The following is a 20041-nucleotide window of genomic DNA, read 5'->3' on the forward strand; positions in this document are numbered from 1 at the left end:
TCCCGGTCATCCGGCGCAGCACGAGAGTCGCGCCACGTCCTTGGCGAAGGCCTGGGCCGCGAGCTTCAGGGCCTCCACCATCGTCAGGTAGGGGAACAGCTGATCGGCCAGTTCCCGCACGGTCATCCGCGACCGGATGACGAGCGCCGCGGCCTGAATGAGTTCGCCCGCTTCGGGCGCGACCGCCTGCATGCCGAGCAGCCTGCCGGTACGGGCCTCGGCGACGAGCTTGATGAAGCCGCGCGTGTCGAAGTTGACCAACGCGCGCGGCACGTGCTCGAGCGAGAGCGTGCGGCTGTCGGTCGCGATGCCGGCTCGGCGAGCGCGCGCTTCGTCGTAGCCGACGGTCGCCACTTGCGGGTCCGTAAACGCGACGGCCGGCAAGATGTCCAGATCGAGCGCCGCATCGCCGCCCGTCATGTTGATCGCCGCCCGTGTGCCGGCGGCCGCCGCGACATAGACAAAGCGCGGCTGGCTGGTGCAATCGCCGGCCGCGTAGATATGCGGGACACCAGTGCGCATGCGCTCGTCGACCACGACGGCTCCTTGTGCGTCGACGGCGATGCCGGCCGCTGCCGGCGCGAGTTCTTCGGTATTCGGCGTGCGGCCGGTTGCGATCAGCAACCGGTCGGCCCGCAGCTCGCCGTTTTCCGTGCCGAGCACGAATTCGCCGTTGGCATGGCCGACGCGATCGACATGCGTGTGCTCGCGCACGTCGATTCCTTCGGCGCGGAATGCATTCGTCAACGCTTGCCCGATCGCAGGATCTTCGCGAAAGAACAGCGTGTGGCGCGCGAGGATCGACACGCGACTGCCCAGCCGGGCGAAGGCTTGCGCAAGTTCGACGGCCGCCGTCGACGAGCCGATGACAGCGAGCCGCGCCGGAATGGCGTCGCTCGCGAGCGCATCCGTCGAGGTCCAGTATGGCGTGCCGGCCAGACCGGGAACGGCCGGAATCGCGGGGCGCGCGCCCGTTGCGATCAGACAGCGGTCGAACGGCACTTCGCGCTCGCCGCCTGCATTCAGCCTGACCGCCAGGCGGTTTCCATCGAGGAATCGGGCTTCGCCTTGCAGCACCGTGATATCCGGATGACCGTCGAGAATGGTCTCGTATTTTGCGCGCCGCAGTTCGTCGACGCGCGCCTGCTGCTGAGCCAGCAGCCGATCGCGCAGAATGGCCGGAGATCCTGGAAGGATGCCGCTGTCGAACGGGCTTTCGCGCCGCAACTGCGCGATATGCGCCGCGCGGATCAGGATTTTCGACGGCACGCAGCCCACGTTGACGCAAGTGCCGCCGATCGTGCCGCGCTCGACGAGCGTCACGCGAGCGCCGCGCTCGACGGCCTTCAGCGCCGCGGCCGTCGCGGCGGCGCCGCTGCCGATCACGGCCACGCGCAGCGCGTTTTTCATTGGGATCATGCGTACCCTCCTTCTTCTTGCGATCAGGGGCAAGGACGTTCGCGCCGCTTCAATCAGCCACGTCGGTCCGAAATCTCGAGGCTCGCAGTTTCACGGCGTGCCGTCGGCGAGACGATGCGCCGAAGCGCGCGGAATCGATGATGCTCGGGCATGCCGCCCATGTTCCGCGAGGCGCGGGCAGCATGACGGCTTTCGTCGCGGACCGGGACGGAGTGTCGATGGGCGCGGCCGGGACCGACGATCCATCGAGGTTTTCTCATCGCCGGCACGTTTCGCCGCCTTTCGCCACCTTTCTCGCGCGGCGATGCGTACACGTCGCTCGACTGGAGACCGGCGGGCCTGGGCCACACGGAAGATCCATCGCGAAGCGAGGGACAACACATGCGGCGCCATGTCGATGAATAGCGGGCGATGCGACATCATCGCGGCCCATCGGTCGCGCCACGCGCCTGGAACGTTTAGCGCCGCCGATGCCGGCGGGCCGAGGCCACTCGTCGACGCGAGCAGGACCGCGATTGCGCCGGACGCCGGCGCCCCTGCGACTGTGACTGTGACTGTGACTGCGACTGCGACTGCGACTGCGACTGCGACTGCGACCGCGACCGCGACCGCGACTGCGACCGCGACCGAGGCATGCGACTACTCCTATTCGAATTGTCTTCCGATGGTGTAAGGTTAGTTCCGTACTTAAGTACGGAGTCAACGGGCATGGGGACTGAAACGGGGAATCTGACGATCGGCGCTTTCGCCGCGGCGGCGGATGTCAGCGTCGAAACGATCCGGTTCTACCAGCGCAAAGGGCTGCTGAATGAACCCGACAAGCCATACGGCCGCATTCGCCGCTATGGCGCGGCCGACGTCGCGCGGGTTCGGTTCGTGAAGTCGGCCCAGCGGCTCGGGTTCAGCCTGGACGAGGTGGCCGAACTGCTGAAGCTCGACGACGGCCCGTATTGCGCGGAAGCGAGCCGCCTGGCCGAGCGCAAGCTCGACGACATCCGGGCGAAAATCGCGGATCTCGCACGCATGGAGGTGGTCCTGGCGCAATTGGTGGGGGCCTGCCATGTGAACGAGGGCAACGTGTCGTGCCCGCTGATCGCGTCGTTGCAAGGGGCAATGTGACGTGAACTCGGGCCGATCGGGCCGGCCGCCGACCAGCGCCGCGGGCCTTGCCTGCGCGAACCGTGCGCCGAACTGAATTCATCGCGACTTCGCCGGTGAGATTGTCGACGCGGCGCGGCTGCCGACGCTGTCTGCGTGACAAGGCAAGCCGGCACTTTTATGTGTCGGTCCGCGCCGGGCGCGCCACTCACGGGTCGATCAGGGTTGGTTCGTCGCCCGTGAGCGGCGCCGAGATTTGGCCGTCATTCGGCGCGTGACCCCGACTTCACGGCGCTCGCCGCGCAAGAGCCGGCTGGGCTGTCGCCGCGAACCTGTTGAGGGCCGGCCCGGCGGAAAGCCGGCCTCGGCCTGAAGGTCGGCGTGTCCGGCCGCGTCTCGATGGCAAGCGGATGCCGATGCATCCCCGACATGCGCCCGGAGTCAGCAGGTTGCCGCACCCAACCGCGCGCGGCCGGCTTCGCGATGCGCGGCGGTGCTTCCGCGATGCCGCACGGCACGCACGTTTATTCGCCGATCAGATGCAGCACGATGTCGCGCCGATGCGCGGCGCGGCGATGCTCGAACAGATAGATGCCTTGCCACGTGCCGAGCACCATGCGCCCGTGCTCGACGGGAATCGACAGCTGCACCTGAGTCAGCGCCGCGCGTAGATGCGCGGGCATGTCGTCCGGGCCTTCGGTTGCGTGTTCGTAGCGCGAATCGTCCTCGGGGGCGAGTTCGGCGAAGTAGCGTTCCAGGTCGCGCTGCACCGACGGGTCCGCATTCTCCTGGATCAGCAGCGAAGCGGACGTGTGCCGGCAGAACACGGTGAGCAGGCCGGTGCGGATCGACTGCTGATCGACGAACGCGCGCGCCTGCGGCGTGAACTCGACGAGGCCGCGCCCGCGCGCCTCGACGGCGATGTGTTGAATCGACTGTTGCATGATGATTGGGTGCCGGTGGGCTCATTCCAGCGCGGCGAAGCCGTGGGATTCGATTTGCTCGGCGCTGACCGGGCGAACGACGCGCGCGACCTCCACGCCATCGCGCAGGAACACCAGCGTCGGCCAGAGCTTGATGCCGAACGAGCGGCCGAGCGGGCGGCCGGGGCCGTCTTCGATTTTCAGGTGGCGGACATCGGGGTGCGGCAAGAACGCATCGCGAATCGCGGGCTGTGCGCCCGTGCAGATGCCGCACCAGTTCGCACCGAACTCGATGACGGTGGCTCCGGCGAGCGAGTCGACTTCCGGGCGCGTGGGCGCGTCGGCGGTATAGGCTTGTGGAGGGGTCATCGTGGCTCCATGTGCTTGATGAAAGCGTCACTGCGTCGTGGCCGTATTCGAGGCCGGCGCTTTTACTGTAGCGGAAACTGTAGCGGAAAAAGGGTGCGATGGCGTCGGGCAATTCGGCTTGCCGCCGCGAGCCGCGACGAATCGAATCCGTCCTGCAAGAGGCGAACTCTCCGAACAGTTGATCGACGGCGGCGCGCATCCGTTCAAAAGGCGGCTATTCCAGCGATGTAGTCGGCCAAGGACATCTTGTCCGGAGCGGCCCCGCGGAGCACGTCAGGTACGACTTGCGTCTTGTCGACCGACGCTGGAGAACCACGGCTCGCCACGCTATTGCGACAGCCTACGGCAGTCGTTGGTTCTCGGAAAAGGCGCACGCGGCGTCGATACGTTGCCGTTGAACCCGAGCTCGCCGCTTCGGCGGTTGCTTGCGGCCGTCGCATCGTACGTAAATCGCCGATACGGCGGCCGCTCCGCGCGATGCGACGGCGAACGTGGAATACGAATCCGGCGTCGCGGCGCGTTGGCGCCGCGCGTGGCAAATCTAGCACGGCCATTGCGATTGCCCGGCTGCGCCGGCGCCTCGTGGAGCGAGCGCAAGATACGGTCACGATCGAGATCGGCGCGGCGAGCGCTTTCTCGACCCAGGACCTAGAATTGGACGTAGCGCCCGCTTCCCGGCGCGAAACCGGTCGACTTTTCCTCCTTCTAGCGACTGCAGCGGCCATGAACATTCACAACGCGCGCGTCATTCGCCCGGCGCTGGGCGCACTTTGCGTCGCATCGCTTGCAACGCTCCACGCGTGCGGCGGCGAGGCATGTTTCGGTTTCGACGGGTGTTTCAACAATAACGGCGTGCAGACCGTCACGCTGTCCGGCACCGCCGCCACCGGCCGGGCGCTCGCGAGCGCGGCGGTCAACGTCGACTGCACGCAGGGCTCGGCCGCCACGCTGTCGGACGGCGGCGGCCACTACAGCATCACGTTCGATGCGACGCTTCCTTGCACTATCACCGTGACCTCCGGAGGCACGAGCCTGCACTCGCTCGCCTATGCCGGCGGGACGTTCAATACGACGCCCGAAACCGAGTTGCTGCTCGTCTACCTCGCTGCGCAGCTCGGCACGAATACGGCCCGCCTGATCGGGGATCTGCCGAACAACTCGCGCTTCCAGCAGGTGCTGGAGAATCAGACGGACGTGCTGGCCGCGCAAACGGCAGTCGTCGCGAATCTCCAGCAGCGCTATGAGGTTGCGTTCGCGACGCCGGCGTTCCTGACGACGCCGTTTTTCGTCGGACAAGCGGGCGTCGACGGTGATCTCGGCGCGCTCGCGGGTGCGGGCGCGATCGACCCCAACGGCATGCCCGATCCGGTCGCCGTGTCGCTGCTGCAACAGGCAGGCGCCGCGCACCCGCTTTGAGCGGCGTACGCGGCAGCGTTGCAGGTGAACACGGACTGATTCGATTGTCGAACTCGCCATTGCGAGCCGCGCGATCGTCGAATCAAGCCGGATCGCGCGGCGGCCGTTCAGGGCGCGCGGCGTCGACACGCGGCATGCGCCGCTTCATCTCTGCAAGCGCCAGATTCACCTCCCGCACGACGCACCGCCGTTGCGCGAGCGTGACGTGCTGTCCGACGGAGGCCGCCTCGCCTCTGTACCGAATCCGTATCCGGGGATCGCGTTCGTTGTCGAGCTCCACGGTCGCCCACAGCGGATTCGATTCGTAACGTCGAAGTTCGGCGCCGCAGCGTTGAATCACTTCGAGACGGTGCTCGGTCAGCGCGATGCAATCGTAATCGACCGCATGGCGCGCATACAGCAGGAAGCAGCCGCCGATCACGACGATCTCGGCGATCGCGCACGCGAACACCGCCCATGCGCCGGAGATCGCGAACGGCGTCGCGACCGCCAGCGTGAGCGCGGCCAGGAGCCCGATCGACAGCAAGGACTGGCGCGGCGATAGCGCGCAGTTGCGCCGCAGCATCCAGACGTGGCGGCGCTCGGCTTCGAGCGGCGTGCGTCGCGGATGCGCGAATGCGTCGGAGCACGGAGCAGGGCCGCGATCGGACCGATCGCGCCGCGCGCTCGCATCGCCGCGCGGATGCCGCCACGCCGATGAGCGGGTGGTCATTTCACCACGGGCGGCGTTTCGAACGAATGGTAGGGCGCCGGGCTCGGCAGCGTCCATTCGAGACCTTGCGCGCCGTCCCACGGCTTCGCGTCGGTGCAGCGGCGCGTCTTGCCCATGTACGTCGGCAGCGCGACCCAGAACAGGAAGTACACCTGCATCAGCCCGAACGCGAATGCGCCGATCGTCGCGATCTGGTTGAAGTCGGTGAATTGCGCGGGATAGTCCGCATAGCGGCGCGGCATGCCCGCGAGGCCGAGGAAGTGCATCGGGAAGAACGTCACGTTGAACGAGATCATCGATCCCCAGAAGTGAATCTTGCCGCGCCGCTCGTCGTAGAAGTAGCCGGTCCACTTCGGCACCCAGAAATACCAGCCCGCGTAGATGCTGAACAGCGACGCGGCGACCATCACGTAATGGAAGTGCGCGATGATGTAATAGGTGCCGTGCAGCGCGACGTTCAACGGCGCCATCGCGAGCGTGACGCCGGTCAGGCCGCCGATCAGGAATACGAAGATGAATCCGATCGAGAACAGCATCGGCGTTTCGAACGTCAGCGAGCCGCGCCACATCGTCGCGACCCAGTTGAACACCTTCACGCCCGTCGGCACCGCGATCGTCATCGTCGCATACATGAAGAACAATTGCCCGGCGACCGGCATGCCGGTCACGAACATGTGGTGCGCCCAGACCATGAACGACAGGATGCCGATCGATGCGGTCGCGTACACCATCGACGCATAGCCGAAGAGCGGCTTGCGCGCGAACGCGGGAATCACCTGCGAGATCATTCCGAAGCCGGGCAGGATCATCACGTAGACCTCGGGATGGCCGAAGTACCAGAAGATGTGCTGATACAGAACCGGATCGCCGCCGCCCGACGCATTGAAGAACGACGTGCCGAAATGCCGGTCGAACAGCACCATCGTCACCGCGCCCGCGAGCACCGGCATGATCGCGATCAGCAGGAACGACGTGATGATCCACGTCCACGCGAACATCGGCATCTTCATCAGCGTGAGGCCGGGCGCGCGCATGTTGACCACGGTCACGACGATGTTGATCGCCCCCATGATCGACGACGCGCCGGCGATGTGAATCGCGAAGATCGACAAGTCCATGTCCGGGCCCATCTGCGTGGAGAGCGGCGCGTACATCGTCCAGCCGGCGGCCGGCGCGCCGCCCGGCACGAAGAACGAGCCGATCAGGAGCGCGCTCGACATCGGCAGCAGCCAGAAGCTGAAATTGTTCATTCGCGCGAATGCCATGTCGGACGCGCCGATCTGCAGCGGGATCATCCAGTTCGCGAGGCCGACGAACGCGGGCATGATCGCGCCGAAGATCATGATGAATCCGTGCTCCGTCGTCAGCTGATTGAAGAATTCCGGCCGCATCAGCTGCAGGCCGGGTTCGAACAGCTCCGCGCGGATCATGAGCGCCATCACGCCGCCGATCATCAGGTTGATGACCGAAAACAGCAGATACAGCGTGCCGATGTCCTTGTGATTCGTCGCGAACAGCCAGCGGCGCCAGCCGGTCGGTATGTGATGCGCGGCGTCGTGGACGTCCGTCACGTTCGTGGAGATTTCGCTCATCGTGTCCTTGTCTCGTTCTCGAAAATCCGGCAGGCGAGGCCGTCGCGCCAACTGACGACGACGTGTCGCGACCGCGATATCCGACGCGCTTGCCATAGGCAACTGAACATCGCGCCGCGCATGTCATCGGTCTGAGCGACGCGCTGCGTCTCGTGAAGACGAAGCGAGTGGTGTTCGGCCAGCCGCCGGGCACGGCGTGAACGAGATTTCACGCGACGCGTCATGGATCGCTTGGCCGTCGCTTGATTCGACGCGCAGCCGATGCCGGGCAAATCCTCTGTTTCGATCAGCCGAGGTTAATTCGCGCGGCTTTTCGTCTCAAGCAGCAGATGACGCGAAAAATCGTGAAGCAGATGACGGGTAGCGTTCGGGAGAAATGCCGCTCGGGAGCCGTCGACCCGGCGGCGAGTGGTTGTCGGCGACGAGTTTGATGCAAGGCGTGCGGTGAAGCACGCATGTGTCGCGTCGGTTCGCGGCGAATCGACCATTCGGCGCGTCGACGTGCGACTGGTGGGCGTTGCCGCCGCATGCGCCGCGTATCGGCGGATTGCATTTGGCGCGTGGCGCGACTTTCAATCGCGATTCGGACTTCGGTCGCTCTCACACCGGAAAAGGCGTGCGAATTTCATTTCGCGCGCTCGACGCATCTGCAAAAAGCGGTAGGCCATGACCGCGTGCAGCCTGCGCGGCGCTTGAAGGAAATGATTGTCGTGCCGATGGAAGGTAGCGGAGACGGATTCTCCATACGCCGAATGACCGCGATGCCATGCGAGATGTCGCTATGGTGCGCAGAACGACTGGCGTGGCCGCATGACCGAAGAAAAAGCCCCGCGTCCCTTGCGGAGACGCGGGGAAAGCTAGAGACAACGAGTGTGCCGTGACCAGGTGGTGCACGGAGTTTTACTCTGCACGAAAATGAGAGACATGGAAATCGGACGAGTTCAATTTCTTCGCCTTCCTACGCTTTATGGAGGGTTCGCGAAATCTCCAACTCCCACGATATGGCGACGCATGTGTGACGTCCCATGCATGACGGGAACGAATCGTGAACCTTTTTTTCGACGGCTGCAATGCTGGCCGACGCTCGGCTTGGCCGGATGCCGAACTGCCCGGAGAGCGGCAGCCGGATCGGCGCGCGACTCCGGCCGAATCTCCGGTGGAATCTCCGACCGAATTCGCCGAGCGACGCAATCGCGCCTTTGTGCCGGCCATCACGCTCGACGGCACCGCGCGGTTCGGCGCCGCGATTTCATCCCAAATGATCGTTGTCCTGGTGGCTCGACAATTCGAAAACCTTCCTGTCCTTTCCGCGTATCCATGCCGGTTCTCGCCCGAGCCCAGTCCACGTCGAGCCGCTGACCGGGTCGTAGTACTTGGGTTCGCGCTTCTTCTTCGAAGAAAATACTTCTTGAGGCGTAAAGCCGAATTCCGCGACGCATTCGCGAATCTCCTGGAGCACTTTGGCTGAAATCGCCTTGCGTTCCCGGTCCAGGGATGCCTGAAGCGATTTGACGTGTTGTTTGTACTCTTGATAACTGTTCATGCCTGAATTCTTTCGATCGAATACGATATTCGATTGGTGAGGTATGCCGTTGAATAAACTCGATATTGTTGGATGGTAATTTAAAGATTGATCATTTGTAATGGGACAAGTATGGATTAAGTGCGCTTTAAATCGCGATTGCCGAAATTCAATCGCCGGCCTCCGTCCTTCCTCGGGCGTCGCGCAATGGCGATGATGTTCGTGGTGCGGCCGGCAGCGGGAACGCCGAGCTGATTCCGGCCGGCCGCGGCCACTTGCCGAAAATGCCGCGACGAGGCGCAAGCGGCTTGGAGGCTCCGCGATGTGCGGATCGTGGGCGGCGCGGGCCGCGATAGCGGGCATTGGCCGTCGGAGGTCGCTGAGGGGAAGCGTCGCGGTGATTGAACGAACGGCACGAGAAGCGGGGCACGTGTGCGCCGTTCATCGTCGACGCCGATGCAATGGCTGCGCTGCGCGCAAAAGCAGCGCCGCCGACGCTCGAGACTTTCGGCATGGAGCAACGCGTCGTCCATTCCGGTGAGCGGAAAAGCGGAAAAACGCAAGAGCGGACCAGAGGACGAGCGATTCGCGCACACCGCGGGCAACGCCGGCGCGCACAGAGGCGGATGGGCAGATCGCCCGACATGTACATTTGCACCATAAATCTCGCCTGAATGTCACGTCTATAGTGCATTCGCCCGATGAATCCCCGGCGCGACGTCCCTACCATACGGCTCACACGATATAGAACGATCCGGAGACGCGCATGACCCCTCCCTCCTCCGTCGCGGCGCGGCCCGCATCGGACCCGCTGAACGACGGCTATCGCAAGGTCGCGTTTCGGCTGATCCCGCTGATCTTCGTCTGCTACCTGTTCAACTATCTCGATCGCGTGAACGTCGGCTTCGCGAAGCTGCAGATGCTGAGCGACCTGCAAATGAGCGAAACCGTCTACGGTCTCGGCGCGGGCATTTTCTTCGTCGGCTACGTGCTCGCGGGCGTGCCGAGCAATCTGATCCTGCGGCGCGCAGGCGCGCGCGCGTGGATCGCGATCATCATGATCGTGTGGGGCGCGCTGTCGTCGGCGCTGTTGTTCGTGAAGACGCCGGCGTCGTTCTATACGCTGCGCTTTTTCACCGGCATCGCGGAAGCGGGGTTCTTTCCCGGCATGGTGCTCTATCTGACGCAATGGTTCAGCGCCGAGCATCGCGGCCGCGCGATCGCGCTCTTCATGTCGGCGATCCCGATCTCCGGCGTGATCGGCGGCCCGCTGTCGGGCTGGATGCTCGACCACTTCTCGGCGGGCCAAGGCGGGCTCGCGGGCTGGCAGTGGCTGTTCCTGCTGCAGGGCGCGCCGACGATCGTGCTCGGCGTCGCGGTGTTCGTGTTTCTGCAGGACCGGATCGACGACGCACGCTGGCTGTCGGGCGACGAGAAAGCCGCACTCAACCGCGCGATCGCGACGACGGCGGCCGACGCCGCCCGCGCGTCGTCCGGCCAGCCGCACACGTTGCGCGACATCCTGCTGAACGCCGCCGTCTGGAAATTCGGCATCGTCTATTTCTGCATCCAGATGGGGGTGTACGCGATCAACTTCTGGCTGCCGTCGATCATCCGCTCGCTCGGCGTCGGCGGCAGCGGCGCGATCGGCTGGCTGAGCGCGATCCCGTATCTGTTCGCGAGCATCGCGATGATCGCCGTCGGCAAATCCGCCGATGCGCGCCAGGAGCGCCGCTGGCATCTGAGCGTGCCGATGGCGGTCGGCGTCGCGGGGCTGCTGATGGCCGCGCAGGCCGGCAACGCGATCGTGCCGGCGATGATCGGCCTCGTGCTCGCGACGGCGGGCGCGCTCACCGCGCTCGCGATGTTCTGGCCGCTGCCGACGCTCGTGCTGACGGGCACCGCCGCGGCGGGCGGCGTCGCGCTCATCAATTCGCTCGGGCAGATCGCCGGGTTCGTGAGCCCTTACATCGTCGGCTGGATCAAGGACGCGACGCAGCGCACCGATCTCGCGCTCTACATCCTGTCGAGCACGATGGTGGTCGGCATCGTGCTCGTGATGCGCACGCACGCGCGCCGCGCCGGCCGCTGACGCGGGCCATGCCGCGCCTTTCGTTCCTGCATTCGCGCGCGAGCCGCGCGCGCCACCGAAGAGGTTCGTTGATGAAGATCGTGATTGCTCCCGACTCGTTCAAGGAAAGCCTGAGCGCGGTCGAAACGGCGCGGCAGATCGAGGCCGGGTTCCGCGAAGTGTTCGCCGACGCCGACTACCGGTGCCTGCCGATCGCCGACGGCGGCGAAGGCACGGTCGACGCGCTCGTCACGGCGGCGGGCGGCGAGCGTCGCGCGGCAATCGTCGCCGATCCGCTCGGCCGGCCGGCGCGCGCCGCGTTCGGCATCCTGCCCGACGGCACCGCGGTCATCGAGATGGCCGAGGCGAGCGGTCTGCATCGGGTGCCGCCCGAGTCGCGCGATCCGCGCGTCACGTCGAGCCGGGGCACGGGCGAGCTGATCCGCGCGGCGCTCGACGCCGGCGCGCGCCGTTTCATCGTCGGTCTCGGCGGCAGCGCGACGAACGACGGCGGCGCGGGCATGCTGCAGGCGCTCGGCGCGCATCTCGCCGACGCCGACGGCCGGCCGATCGGCCCGGGCGGCGCGCCGCTCGAGCGGCTCGCGCGCATCGACGTCGCCGGTCTCGACGGCCGGCTCGCGGCGTGCGCGTTCGAAGTGGCGTGCGATGTCGACAATCCGCTCGTCGGGCCGAACGGCGCATCCGCGGTGTTCGGCCCGCAAAAGGGCGCGACGCCCGAGATGATCGCGCATCTCGATCGCAACCTCGCGCATTTCGCGGCGATCGTCGCGCGCGACGTCGGCCCGGACGTCGCGCGGCTGCCGGGCGGCGGCGCGGCGGGCGGCCTCGGCGCGGCGATGTCCGCGTTCCTGAACGCGACGCTGCGCCCGGGCGTCGAGATCGTGTCCGACGCGCTGCGGCTGCGCGACGCGATTCGCGGCGCGAGCCTCGTCGTGACGGGCGAAGGCTGCATCGACGGCCAGACGCTGCGCGGCAAGGCGCCCATCGGCGTCGCGCGGATCGCGGCGGAATGCGGGGTGCCGGTCGTCGCGATCGGCGGCGCGGTAACGGGCCAGGCCGACGCGCTGTACCGGCACGGCTTCGACGCGCTCTTCGCGTCCGTCAGGCGCGCGTGTACGATCGACGAGGCCTTTCGCGACGCGGCGACGAACGTGCGCTTCGCCGCGCGCAACGTCGCGGCGGCGATTCGCGTCGGCTGGCAGCTCGGCCGGCGCGCGCCGGCGCGGCACGCCGCGTAGCGCACCCGCATCGGCCGCCCGTTCGCCGGCCGGCCGCATGCATCCGATCCACTTCTCAGCTCTGCACACGGATATGCGAAACGAAAGCCACACCGACCGCGAGCGCCGCCGTTCGACGAAGATTGTCGCGACGCTCGGCCCGTCGAGCTCCACGGAGCCCACGATCGAAGCGCTCGCGCGCGCGGGCGCCGACGTCTTCCGCCTGAATTTCAGCCACGGCACGCATGCCGATCACGCGTCGCGCCACGCGGCCGTGCGCGCGATCGAGGCGCGCATCGGGCATCCGATCGGCATCCTGCTCGATCTGCAGGGCCCGAAGCTGCGCGTCGGGCAGTTCGCGGGCGCTCGCGCGCGGATCGCGAAGGGCCAGCCGTTCGTGTTCGATCTGAACCCCGCGCCCGGCGACGCGCAGCGCGTGTCGCTGCCGCACCCCGAGATTTTCGACGCGGCCCGGCCGGGCCATCTGCTCCTCGTCGACGACGGCAAGCTGCGGTTTCGCGTGGAGGCGGTGTCGGCGGGACGCATCGAGGCGGTCGCGCTGCTCGACGGGATCGTGTCCGATCGCAAGGGCGTCAGCGTGCCCGACGCGACACTCGCGATCCCGGCGCTGTCCGCGAAGGATCGCGACGATCTCGAATTCGGGCTGTCGCTCGGCGTCGACTGGGTCGCGCTGTCGTTCGTGCAGACCGCGCAGGACGTGCACGACGCGCGCGCGCTGATCGGCTCGCGCGCCGCGATCGTCGCGAAGATCGAGAAGCCGCAGGCGGTGACGAACATCGTCGACATCGTCGAGGCCGCCGATGCGGTGATGGTCGCGCGCGGCGATCTCGGCGTGGAGATGTCGCTCGAGGACGTGCCGAGCGTGCAGAAGCGGATCATCCGGCTCGCGCGCGCGGCGGGCAAGCCGGTGATCGTCGCGACGCAGATGCTCGAATCGATGACGCTCGCGCCGACGCCGACGCGCGCGGAGGCGTCCGACGTCGCCGCGGCCGTCTACGACGGCGCGGACGCGGTGATGCTGTCGGCCGAATCGGCGTCGGGCGAGTATCCGGTCGAGGCGGTGGACTTCATGCGCAAGATCATCGCGACGACCGAGGCGGACCCGATCCAGCCGCAGTTGATGAAGGCGATCGTCACCGCGCACGCGCCGAACGCCACCGACGCGATCGGCGCGGCGATCGAGGTGGTATCGGATACACTGCGGCTCGGCGCCGCCGTCACGTACACGGCGTCGGGCGCCACCGCGATACGCCTGTCCCGCCTGCGGCCGAGCACCGCGATCCTGAGCCTCACGCCGCGCGCCGACGTCGCGCGGCGGCTCACGCTCGCGTGGGGCGTGCGCTCGCGCGTCGCGGTCGAGGCGACGGGCATCGAGAACATCGTCGAGATCGCGATCGAGGCCGCGCACGCGGAAGGATTCCCGACGGACGAATGCCCGATCGTCGTCGCCGCGGGCGTGCCGTTCGGGCATCCCGGCTCGACGAACCTGATGCGCATCGTCTGGCCGACCGAAATGACGCGACAATAGGGGCGTCGGGCCGGGCGCCGGCCCGCGGCCCGCCTGGCCGCCGGCTTTGCCGCCGTTCCCGCAACCCGACCTGACCGCCATGATGATCGATGCCCGGCTCGCGACTGAAATCGTCGCACGCACCGTCGAAGTGATGCCGTTCGACGTGAACGTGATGGACGCGCACGGCCTGATCCTGGCGAGCAGCGACGCGGCGCGCGTGGGCGAGATCCACGCGGGCGCGCAGCTCGCGCTGGCCCGCGCGCGCGCAGTCGAGATCGACGACGCGATGGCCGCGAACCTGAGCGGCGTGCGGCCCGGCATCAATCTGCCGCTCAGCGTGCGCGGCAAGGTGTGCGGCGTGATCGGCGTCACCGGCGAGCCGGACGCGGTGCGCGGCTTCGGCGAGCTGCTGCGCGTCACGGCGGAATTGATCCTCGAGCGCGAGCAGTTGACGGTCGAATTGCGCCGCAACGCGCGCCATCGGGAAGAGTTCGTTCTCCAGCTTCTGAGGCGCACGGCCGCGTCCGCCGAGCTCGAAGCATGGGCCGACCGGCTCGGCATCGACGTGCGCGTCGCGCATGCGGCGATCGTGTGCCGCCTGAGCGGCGTCGATGCGGACCCGGAGGCGGGCGTCGGCCAGATCGAGGCGATGCAGTCGCAGCTCGCGCACGAGTGGCCGCAGTTGCTGACCGCGAAGACGTCGTATCTGGAGCTCGTGATGTTCGATGCGATCGATGCGCGCGCGGCCCGCGACGGCGCGCTGGCGAAGCATGCCGGCAAGCGGCTCGCCGCGCTGGAGGGCACGCTGCGCAAGGTCGCGACGCAGCCGTTCTCGCTCGCGCTCGGCATCGCGCTCGACGGGATCGACGGCTTCGAGCGTTCGTATCAGTGCGCGCTCGCGACGCTGCGCGTCGGCGCGGCCCGCGCGCCGCGGGAGAACACGTACTCGTACTACGAATTCGTGCTGCCCGTCTTGCTGTCGGCGCTGTCGCAAGGCTGGCAGGCGCAGCAGTTGCGCTTGCCGCTCACGCGCCTGCTTGCGCGCGAGCGGCGCTCCGGCGCGCTGCTCGACACGCTGAAGGCCTGGTACGCGAACGACGGCCACCCGAGCGCCACGGCCGAGGCGCTCGGCATTCATCGCAATACGCTCGATTACCGGCTGCAGCAGATCCGCGACGCGACGGGCCTCGATCTCGGCGCGATGGACGATCGGCTCTGGCTGTACATCGCGCTGCAGACGACGGTGAGCCGCCGCGACGGCGATGAGGGCGGCGCAGGCGACGGACGTTCGGCGAGCTGATCGGCGGCAAGCCGCACGGCATCGATCGATCCGGGGCGCACGCGGCGCGCACCTTCGCATGCGCGTTCCGTGCGCTCACCGCGCTTCCTGCACGCTGTCGAACGGCGCGCGCAACCCCGTTGTCGTCCCATTGTCACCTAATTTCCCGCCGCGTCCGCCTTGCCCGCGTTTCCGGGCGTCTCGCGCTTACCGAACCACCCGTTGCTCGATTTTCTGAAATATCCGTAAATGATACGGATATTTTTTTGAAATTTTCCGATTATAAATATCGTGCGCGCATGTCGTGTTTGGGAGATATATGTCGCCGAATTGAGCGGAATGATTTCGTGCAAATGAACGGATCGACCGATTGGTTTGGAGTCTTATGAATTTCGCGAGAAACTTCGATTTTTAACAAATACTTTCGTGCGAATCGCATTCAAACATCACACGATTTATCGTAGACTTCGTTCCGTTCCAATCGTCAAGATTAATACGGGAACGTCGTCGCTGCAGCTCCCGGTGTTTCATCGAGACGACGAATGTTCCCTGTTTCGCTTCAATGTTGCTCGCTTGAACCGGCGCCGGCGCATCGACGGCGCCGGAGCACCGATGATCGGCCGATTGCCCGCAGCGTCTCGCCGGTTGTCGAGCTGTAAATCGTTCTCGCGCGGCCAATGAATGGCGTCGATCATTGGCGCGCGGAAAACAATCGATTCGTTCCGTATCTTTCATCGAAGCAATCCAGGGATTATTTCGGGAATCCGGTTCATTGGCGCGCCTGATTTGAAATGAGTCGAGCATTTCGGATCGCGGCGGCGGCCATTGTCGGAATTCGCCCGAACAATCCCGCCTTTGCCGGGAGATCGGCCGATTCGTCTCATGCAGTCGAGTGTCAATCGGCCGCCGATCCTTTCTTCGGAAAGCCGGCGGCCAGTCAGGTAGGGATTCACCCTGCAATCGTCAATCGACGCGTCCGCGCGGACACGCACGGGCGGTCGTTCATCAATTGCGCCACAAGCATGGAGTGCCTGCACCATGACGACATCCACCCTCGATTCGCCGCGCCTTTCCGAACACGAATCGCGCGTTCCTTCGCCGCAAAACGCCGCCGACCTGCTGTTGCGCGCCGCGCGGCTGCATCCGCACACGGGCGTTCGCTTCGTTGCCGCGGAGTCCGAAGAAAACGGCACGTTCCTGACGTATCCCGAGCTGCTGGACGAGGCGCGCCGCATTCTGGGCGGCCTGCGGGCGCGCGGCTATCGCTCCGGGATGAAGGTCGCGCTGCTGCTCGAGCACGCAAACGATTTCATCCCGGCGTTCTGGGCCTGCACGCTGGGCGGATTCGTGCCGTGCCCGCTCGTGCCGATCCGCAACGATCCCGAGCGCTGGGCGAAGCACCTCGCGCACGTCGACGCGCTGCTCGACCATCCGCTTCTCGTCACCACCGAGGCGCTGAAGAACGATTTGCCGAGCGGCGCGTTCGCGGTCAACCTGAACGCGCTGCGCGCGGGGACACCCGACGAGTCGGTTCATGTCGCGCAGCCTGCGGACCCCGCCGTCTTCGTGCTCACGTCCGGCTCCACGGGCAATTCGAAGGCGGTCGTGCTCACGCACGGCAACCTGCTCGCGTCGATGGCGGGCAAGAACGATCGCCAGCAGCTCACCCGCGCGGACGTCACGTTCAACTGGATTTCGTTCGATCACGTCGCCGCGCTGCTGGAAGCCCATCTGTTGCCGCTCTACGTCGGTGCGGTGCAGCTTCACGTCGAATCCGCGGCGATCCTGACCGATCCGCTCAGGTTCCTGCATCTCATCAGCCGCTATCGCGTCACGATGACGTTCTCGCCGAACTTTCTGTTCGGGCAACTGAACGCCGCGCTCGAATCGATGGGCGACGAAGCGTTCAACGCGTTGCGCCGCAAGCTGGATCTGTCGTCGCTGCGGCATGTCGTCTCGGGCGGCGAAGCGATCGTGGTCGCGACCGGGCAGCGCTTCCTCGATCTCCTCGCGCCGTGCGGGCTCGCTCGCGATGCGCTGTGGCCGGCCTTCGGCATGACCGAGACGTGCGCCGGCTCCGTGTATTCGCGTGAGTTTCCGCAAGGCGACGCCGGCCGCGAATTCGCGTCGCTCGGCCTGCCGGTTCTCGGGCTGCAGATGCGCATCGCGGACGACCGCAACAACGTGCTGCCGGACGGCGAGACGGGCGAGTTCCAGTTGCGCGGCCCGATGATCTTCCATCGCTATCACAACAACGCCGAAGCGACGCGCACGGCGTTCACCGACGACGGCTGGTTCCGCACCGGCGATCTCGGGCGCATCGAGCGCGGCCGGCTCTCGCTCGTCGGCCGCAGCAAGGACAGCATCATCGTCAACGGCGTCAACTACTTCAGCCACGAGCTGGAAACGACGCTCGAAGAGCTGGACGGCATCAAGCGCTCGTTCGTCGCGGCATTCCCGACGCGCGGCGCGGGCGACGAATCCGAGCAGCTCGTCGTGACGTTCACGCCGTCGTTCCCGCTCGACGACGAAGACGAGCTGTATCGGCTGATCATCGCGATCCGCAACAGCACGATCCTGCTGTGGGGCTTCCGGCCCGCACTGATCCTGCCGCTGCCGGAAGACGAATTTCCGAAGACGAGCCTCGGCAAGACCCAGCGCACCATCATGCGCAAGCGTCTCGAAGCGGGCGGCTACGACGGCTACAAGGCGTGCGCCGCGGATCTCGCGAACCGGCAGATGGGCGGCTACGTCGCGCCCGAGGGCGAGACCGAGGCGGCGGTCGCCGCGATCTTCGCGCAGATGTTCCAGGTCGAGTCCGACGCGATCAGCGCGACCGCGAGCTTCTTCGATCTCGGCGGTACCTCGCTCGACATCCTCAAGCTGAAGCGGCACGTGGAGCAGCGGCTTGCCGTTGTCGATCTGCCGATCGTGACGATTCTCCAGAATCCGACCGTGCGCGCGCTGGCCGCGCGTCTCGCGCCGGGCAAGCGCGTGACGGCGGGCGAATACGACCCGGTCGTGCCGCTCCAGCTCACGGGCGCCAAGACGCCGCTCTTCTGCGTGCATCCCGGCGTCGGCGAGGTGCTCGTGTTCGTCAATCTCGCGAAATACTTCGTCAACGAGCGCCCGTTCTACGCGCTGCGCGCGCGCGGCTTCAACGAAGGCGAGACGTACTTCTCCCGCTTCGACGAGATGGTGAACGTGTACGTCGATGCGATCCGCCGGCGGCAGCCGCACGGGCCATACGCGGTGGCCGGCTATTCGTACGGCGGCGCGGTCGCGTTCGAAATCGCGAAGGTGCTCGAATCGCAGGGCGAGCGCGTGGATTTCGTCGGCAGCTTCAACCTGCCGCCGCACATCAAGTACCGGATGGACGAGCTCGACGAAGTGGAGGGCGCGGTCAACCTCGCGTTCTTCCTGTCGCTGATCGACAAGCAGCAGTCGCTCACGCTGCCGCCGCAATTGCGCGCCGCGATGCCCGAGCAGGACCCGCTCGCGTACCTGATCGACAACGCGCCGCCCGGCCGGCTCGCCGAGCTCGACCTGGATCTGCCGAAGTTCCGCGCCTGGGCGGGGCTCGCGCAATCGCTGCTGACGCTGGGGCGTTCGTACGCGCCGTCCGGCGACGTGGCGTCGATGTCGATCTTCTATGCGATTCCGCTGCGCGGCACCAAGGAAGACTGGCTGAACAAGGAGCTGCGCCGGTGGGACGAGTTCACGCGTGCGCCGAATCGCTACATCGACGTGGCGGGCGAGCACTACACGCTGATGGGGCCGGCGCACGTCGCGACGTTCCAGGCGGTGCTGCGGGCCGAGCTCGACCGCGCGCTCGGCGGCAAATGACCGGCGTCTCATGTCACGGATGACCAAGGGGAGAGGCTCATGACTGTGTCAGGCAACGACAAGCGTGGCGACGCGAAGCAGACGCGAGCGAAGCGGAAGATCTTGATCACGGGCGCGACTGGCCAGGTCGCGCGGCCCGTCGCCGAAGCGCTGGCGGCGGAGGACGAAGTATGGGCGATCGGCCGCTTCGGCGACGCGAGCGTCGAGGACGCGTTGCGCGCGAAGGGCGTCAACACGCGGCGGTGGGACATGGAGCGCGACACGCTCGACGGCCTGCCCGACGACTTCACGCACGTGCTGCACGCCGCGGTCAGGCGCGGCGAGGACGGCGATTTCGAGAAGGCGATCGAAATCAACACGGTCGCCACCGGCCGCGTGATGACGCATTGCCGCCACGCCGAATCGTTCATCTACGTGTCGAGCGGTAGCCTGTACGCGCGGCAGGCGCTCGACCATCCGTATGCGGAGACGGACCCGCTGAACGGCGTCGCGCACTGGCTGCCCGCGTACCCGATCGTCAAGATCTCGTGCGAAGGCGTCGTACGCGCGTTCTCGGCCGTGCTCGGCCTGCCGGCCGTGATCGCGCGTCTGAACGTCGCGTACGGCCCGTACGGGCACGGCGGCGTGCCGGTGCTGCTGTACCGGCAACTGCTCGCCGGCAAGCCGATTCCGGTTCCGCGCGAAGGCCAGAACTGGGCGTCGCTGATCCACACCGACGATCTCGTCCGGCAGGTGCCGCTGCTGTGGGATGCGGCGAGCTCGCCCGCACTCGTGCTGAACTGGGGCGGCGACGACGCCGTCGGCATTCAGGACTGCATGCAGTACGTCGCGGACATCACGGGCGTCGACGCGCGTTTCGAGCGCGGCGACGTGACGCGCGAAACCTATGCGTTCGACAACACGAAGCGGCGCGCGCTGATCGGCGACTGCGGCGTGCACTGGAAGGAGGGCGTGCGCCGGACGATCGAAACGCACTTCCCCGGAGCGGTGAAGACGCACCCGGCCGTGCAGCCCTGACGCGCGAC

At 66.6% G+C, this 20041-nt stretch carries 14 protein-coding genes and 1 pseudogene; 8 read left to right on the top strand and 7 right to left on the bottom strand.

The genetic code is table 11. The features are described 5' to 3' along the window. Positions 1-6: 6 nt before the first annotated feature. Positions 7-1398: pseudogene (merA, locus tag WS91_RS26890) on the bottom strand (mercury(II) reductase); the annotation flags it as partial. Positions 1399-2127: 729 nt separating this feature from the next. Here merA and merR point away from each other — a divergent pair. Beyond that, positions 2128-2538, top strand: a complete 411-nt coding sequence (gene merR / locus WS91_RS26895; RefSeq protein ID WP_038747543.1) for an Hg(II)-responsive transcriptional regulator — start codon at positions 2128-2130, stop codon at positions 2536-2538. Positions 2539-3041: 503 nt separating this feature from the next. Here merR and WS91_RS26900 read toward each other — a convergent pair. After that, positions 3042-3461 carry a secondary thiamine-phosphate synthase enzyme YjbQ gene (locus tag WS91_RS26900; RefSeq protein ID WP_038747546.1) on the bottom strand — a complete coding sequence of 140 codons (420 nt, stop codon included), beginning with the start codon at positions 3459-3461 and terminating at the stop codon, positions 3042-3044. A 21-nt stretch (positions 3462-3482) separates the two neighbouring features. Then, a complete protein-coding gene (locus WS91_RS26905) occupies positions 3483-3809 on the bottom strand; it encodes a thioredoxin family protein (RefSeq protein WP_059671352.1) in 327 nt (108 codons plus the stop codon). A gap of 723 nt (positions 3810-4532) precedes the next feature. On the opposite strand from WS91_RS26905, the gene WS91_RS26910 reads away from it, so the two are divergent. Beyond that, a complete protein-coding gene (locus WS91_RS26910; protein ID WP_059576880.1) occupies positions 4533-5225 on the top strand; it encodes a hypothetical protein in 693 nt (230 codons plus the stop codon). Positions 5226-5307: 82 nt separating this feature from the next. Here WS91_RS26910 and WS91_RS34725 read toward each other — a convergent pair whose 3' ends face one another. The 3 genes from WS91_RS34725 to WS91_RS26925 all read right to left on the bottom strand — a co-directional run bounded on the left by WS91_RS34725 (position 5308) and on the right by WS91_RS26925 (position 9072). After that, complete coding sequence (locus WS91_RS34725; protein ID WP_052145061.1) at positions 5308-5937, bottom strand: DUF2244 domain-containing protein; 630 nt, start codon at positions 5935-5937, stop codon at positions 5308-5310. Continuing rightward, positions 5934-7529, bottom strand: a complete 1596-nt coding sequence (ctaD, locus tag WS91_RS26920) for a cytochrome c oxidase subunit I (RefSeq protein WP_059671353.1) — start codon at positions 7527-7529, stop codon at positions 5934-5936. Before ctaD ends, WS91_RS34725 begins: the two co-directional genes overlap by 4 nt. A 1249-nt stretch (positions 7530-8778) precedes the next feature. After that, positions 8779-9072, bottom strand: a complete 294-nt coding sequence (locus WS91_RS26925) for an H-NS histone family protein (RefSeq protein ID WP_038745908.1) — start codon at positions 9070-9072, stop codon at positions 8779-8781. 745 nt (positions 9073-9817) lie between these two features. Between WS91_RS26925 and WS91_RS26930 the strand changes: the two genes are divergently transcribed. The 4 genes from WS91_RS26930 to WS91_RS26945 all read left to right on the top strand — a co-directional run bounded on the left by WS91_RS26930 (position 9818) and on the right by WS91_RS26945 (position 15191). After that, positions 9818-11143, top strand: a complete 1326-nt coding sequence (locus tag WS91_RS26930) for an MFS transporter (protein ID WP_059671354.1) — start codon at positions 9818-9820, stop codon at positions 11141-11143. Between the two features lie 71 nt (positions 11144-11214). Continuing rightward, entirely contained in the window at positions 11215-12381 is a 1167-nt protein-coding gene (locus WS91_RS26935; RefSeq protein ID WP_038745912.1) for a glycerate kinase, read from the top strand. Between the two features lie 73 nt (positions 12382-12454). Beyond that, positions 12455-13909 carry a pyruvate kinase gene (gene pyk / locus WS91_RS26940; RefSeq protein WP_059576816.1) on the top strand — a complete coding sequence of 485 codons (1455 nt, stop codon included), beginning with the start codon at positions 12455-12457 and terminating at the stop codon, positions 13907-13909. Between the two features lie 79 nt (positions 13910-13988). Further along, positions 13989-15191 carry a sugar diacid recognition domain-containing protein gene (locus WS91_RS26945; protein ID WP_038745916.1) on the top strand — a complete coding sequence of 401 codons (1203 nt, stop codon included), beginning with the start codon at positions 13989-13991 and terminating at the stop codon, positions 15189-15191. Between the two features lie 710 nt (positions 15192-15901). On the opposite strand, the gene WS91_RS36450 is transcribed toward WS91_RS26945, so the two are convergent. Next, a complete protein-coding gene (locus tag WS91_RS36450; protein WP_156432520.1) occupies positions 15902-16210 on the bottom strand; it encodes a hypothetical protein in 309 nt (102 codons plus the stop codon). On the opposite strand from WS91_RS36450, the gene WS91_RS26950 reads away from it, so the two are divergent. Both WS91_RS26950 and WS91_RS26955 read left to right on the top strand, forming a co-directional pair. Further along, a complete protein-coding gene (locus tag WS91_RS26950; protein ID WP_059671355.1) occupies positions 16209-19016 on the top strand; it encodes a non-ribosomal peptide synthetase in 2808 nt (935 codons plus the stop codon). The genes WS91_RS36450 and WS91_RS26950 overlap by 2 nt on opposite strands. A gap of 39 nt (positions 19017-19055) precedes the next feature. Beyond that, positions 19056-20033, top strand: coding sequence for an NAD-dependent epimerase/dehydratase family protein (locus WS91_RS26955; RefSeq protein ID WP_059671356.1), 978 nt, complete (start codon positions 19056-19058; stop codon positions 20031-20033). Positions 20034-20041: the final 8 nt, after the last annotated feature.

Source organism: Burkholderia sp. MSMB1498, from assembly GCF_001526245.1.
Classification (GTDB): domain Bacteria; phylum Pseudomonadota; class Gammaproteobacteria; order Burkholderiales; family Burkholderiaceae; genus Burkholderia; species Burkholderia savannae.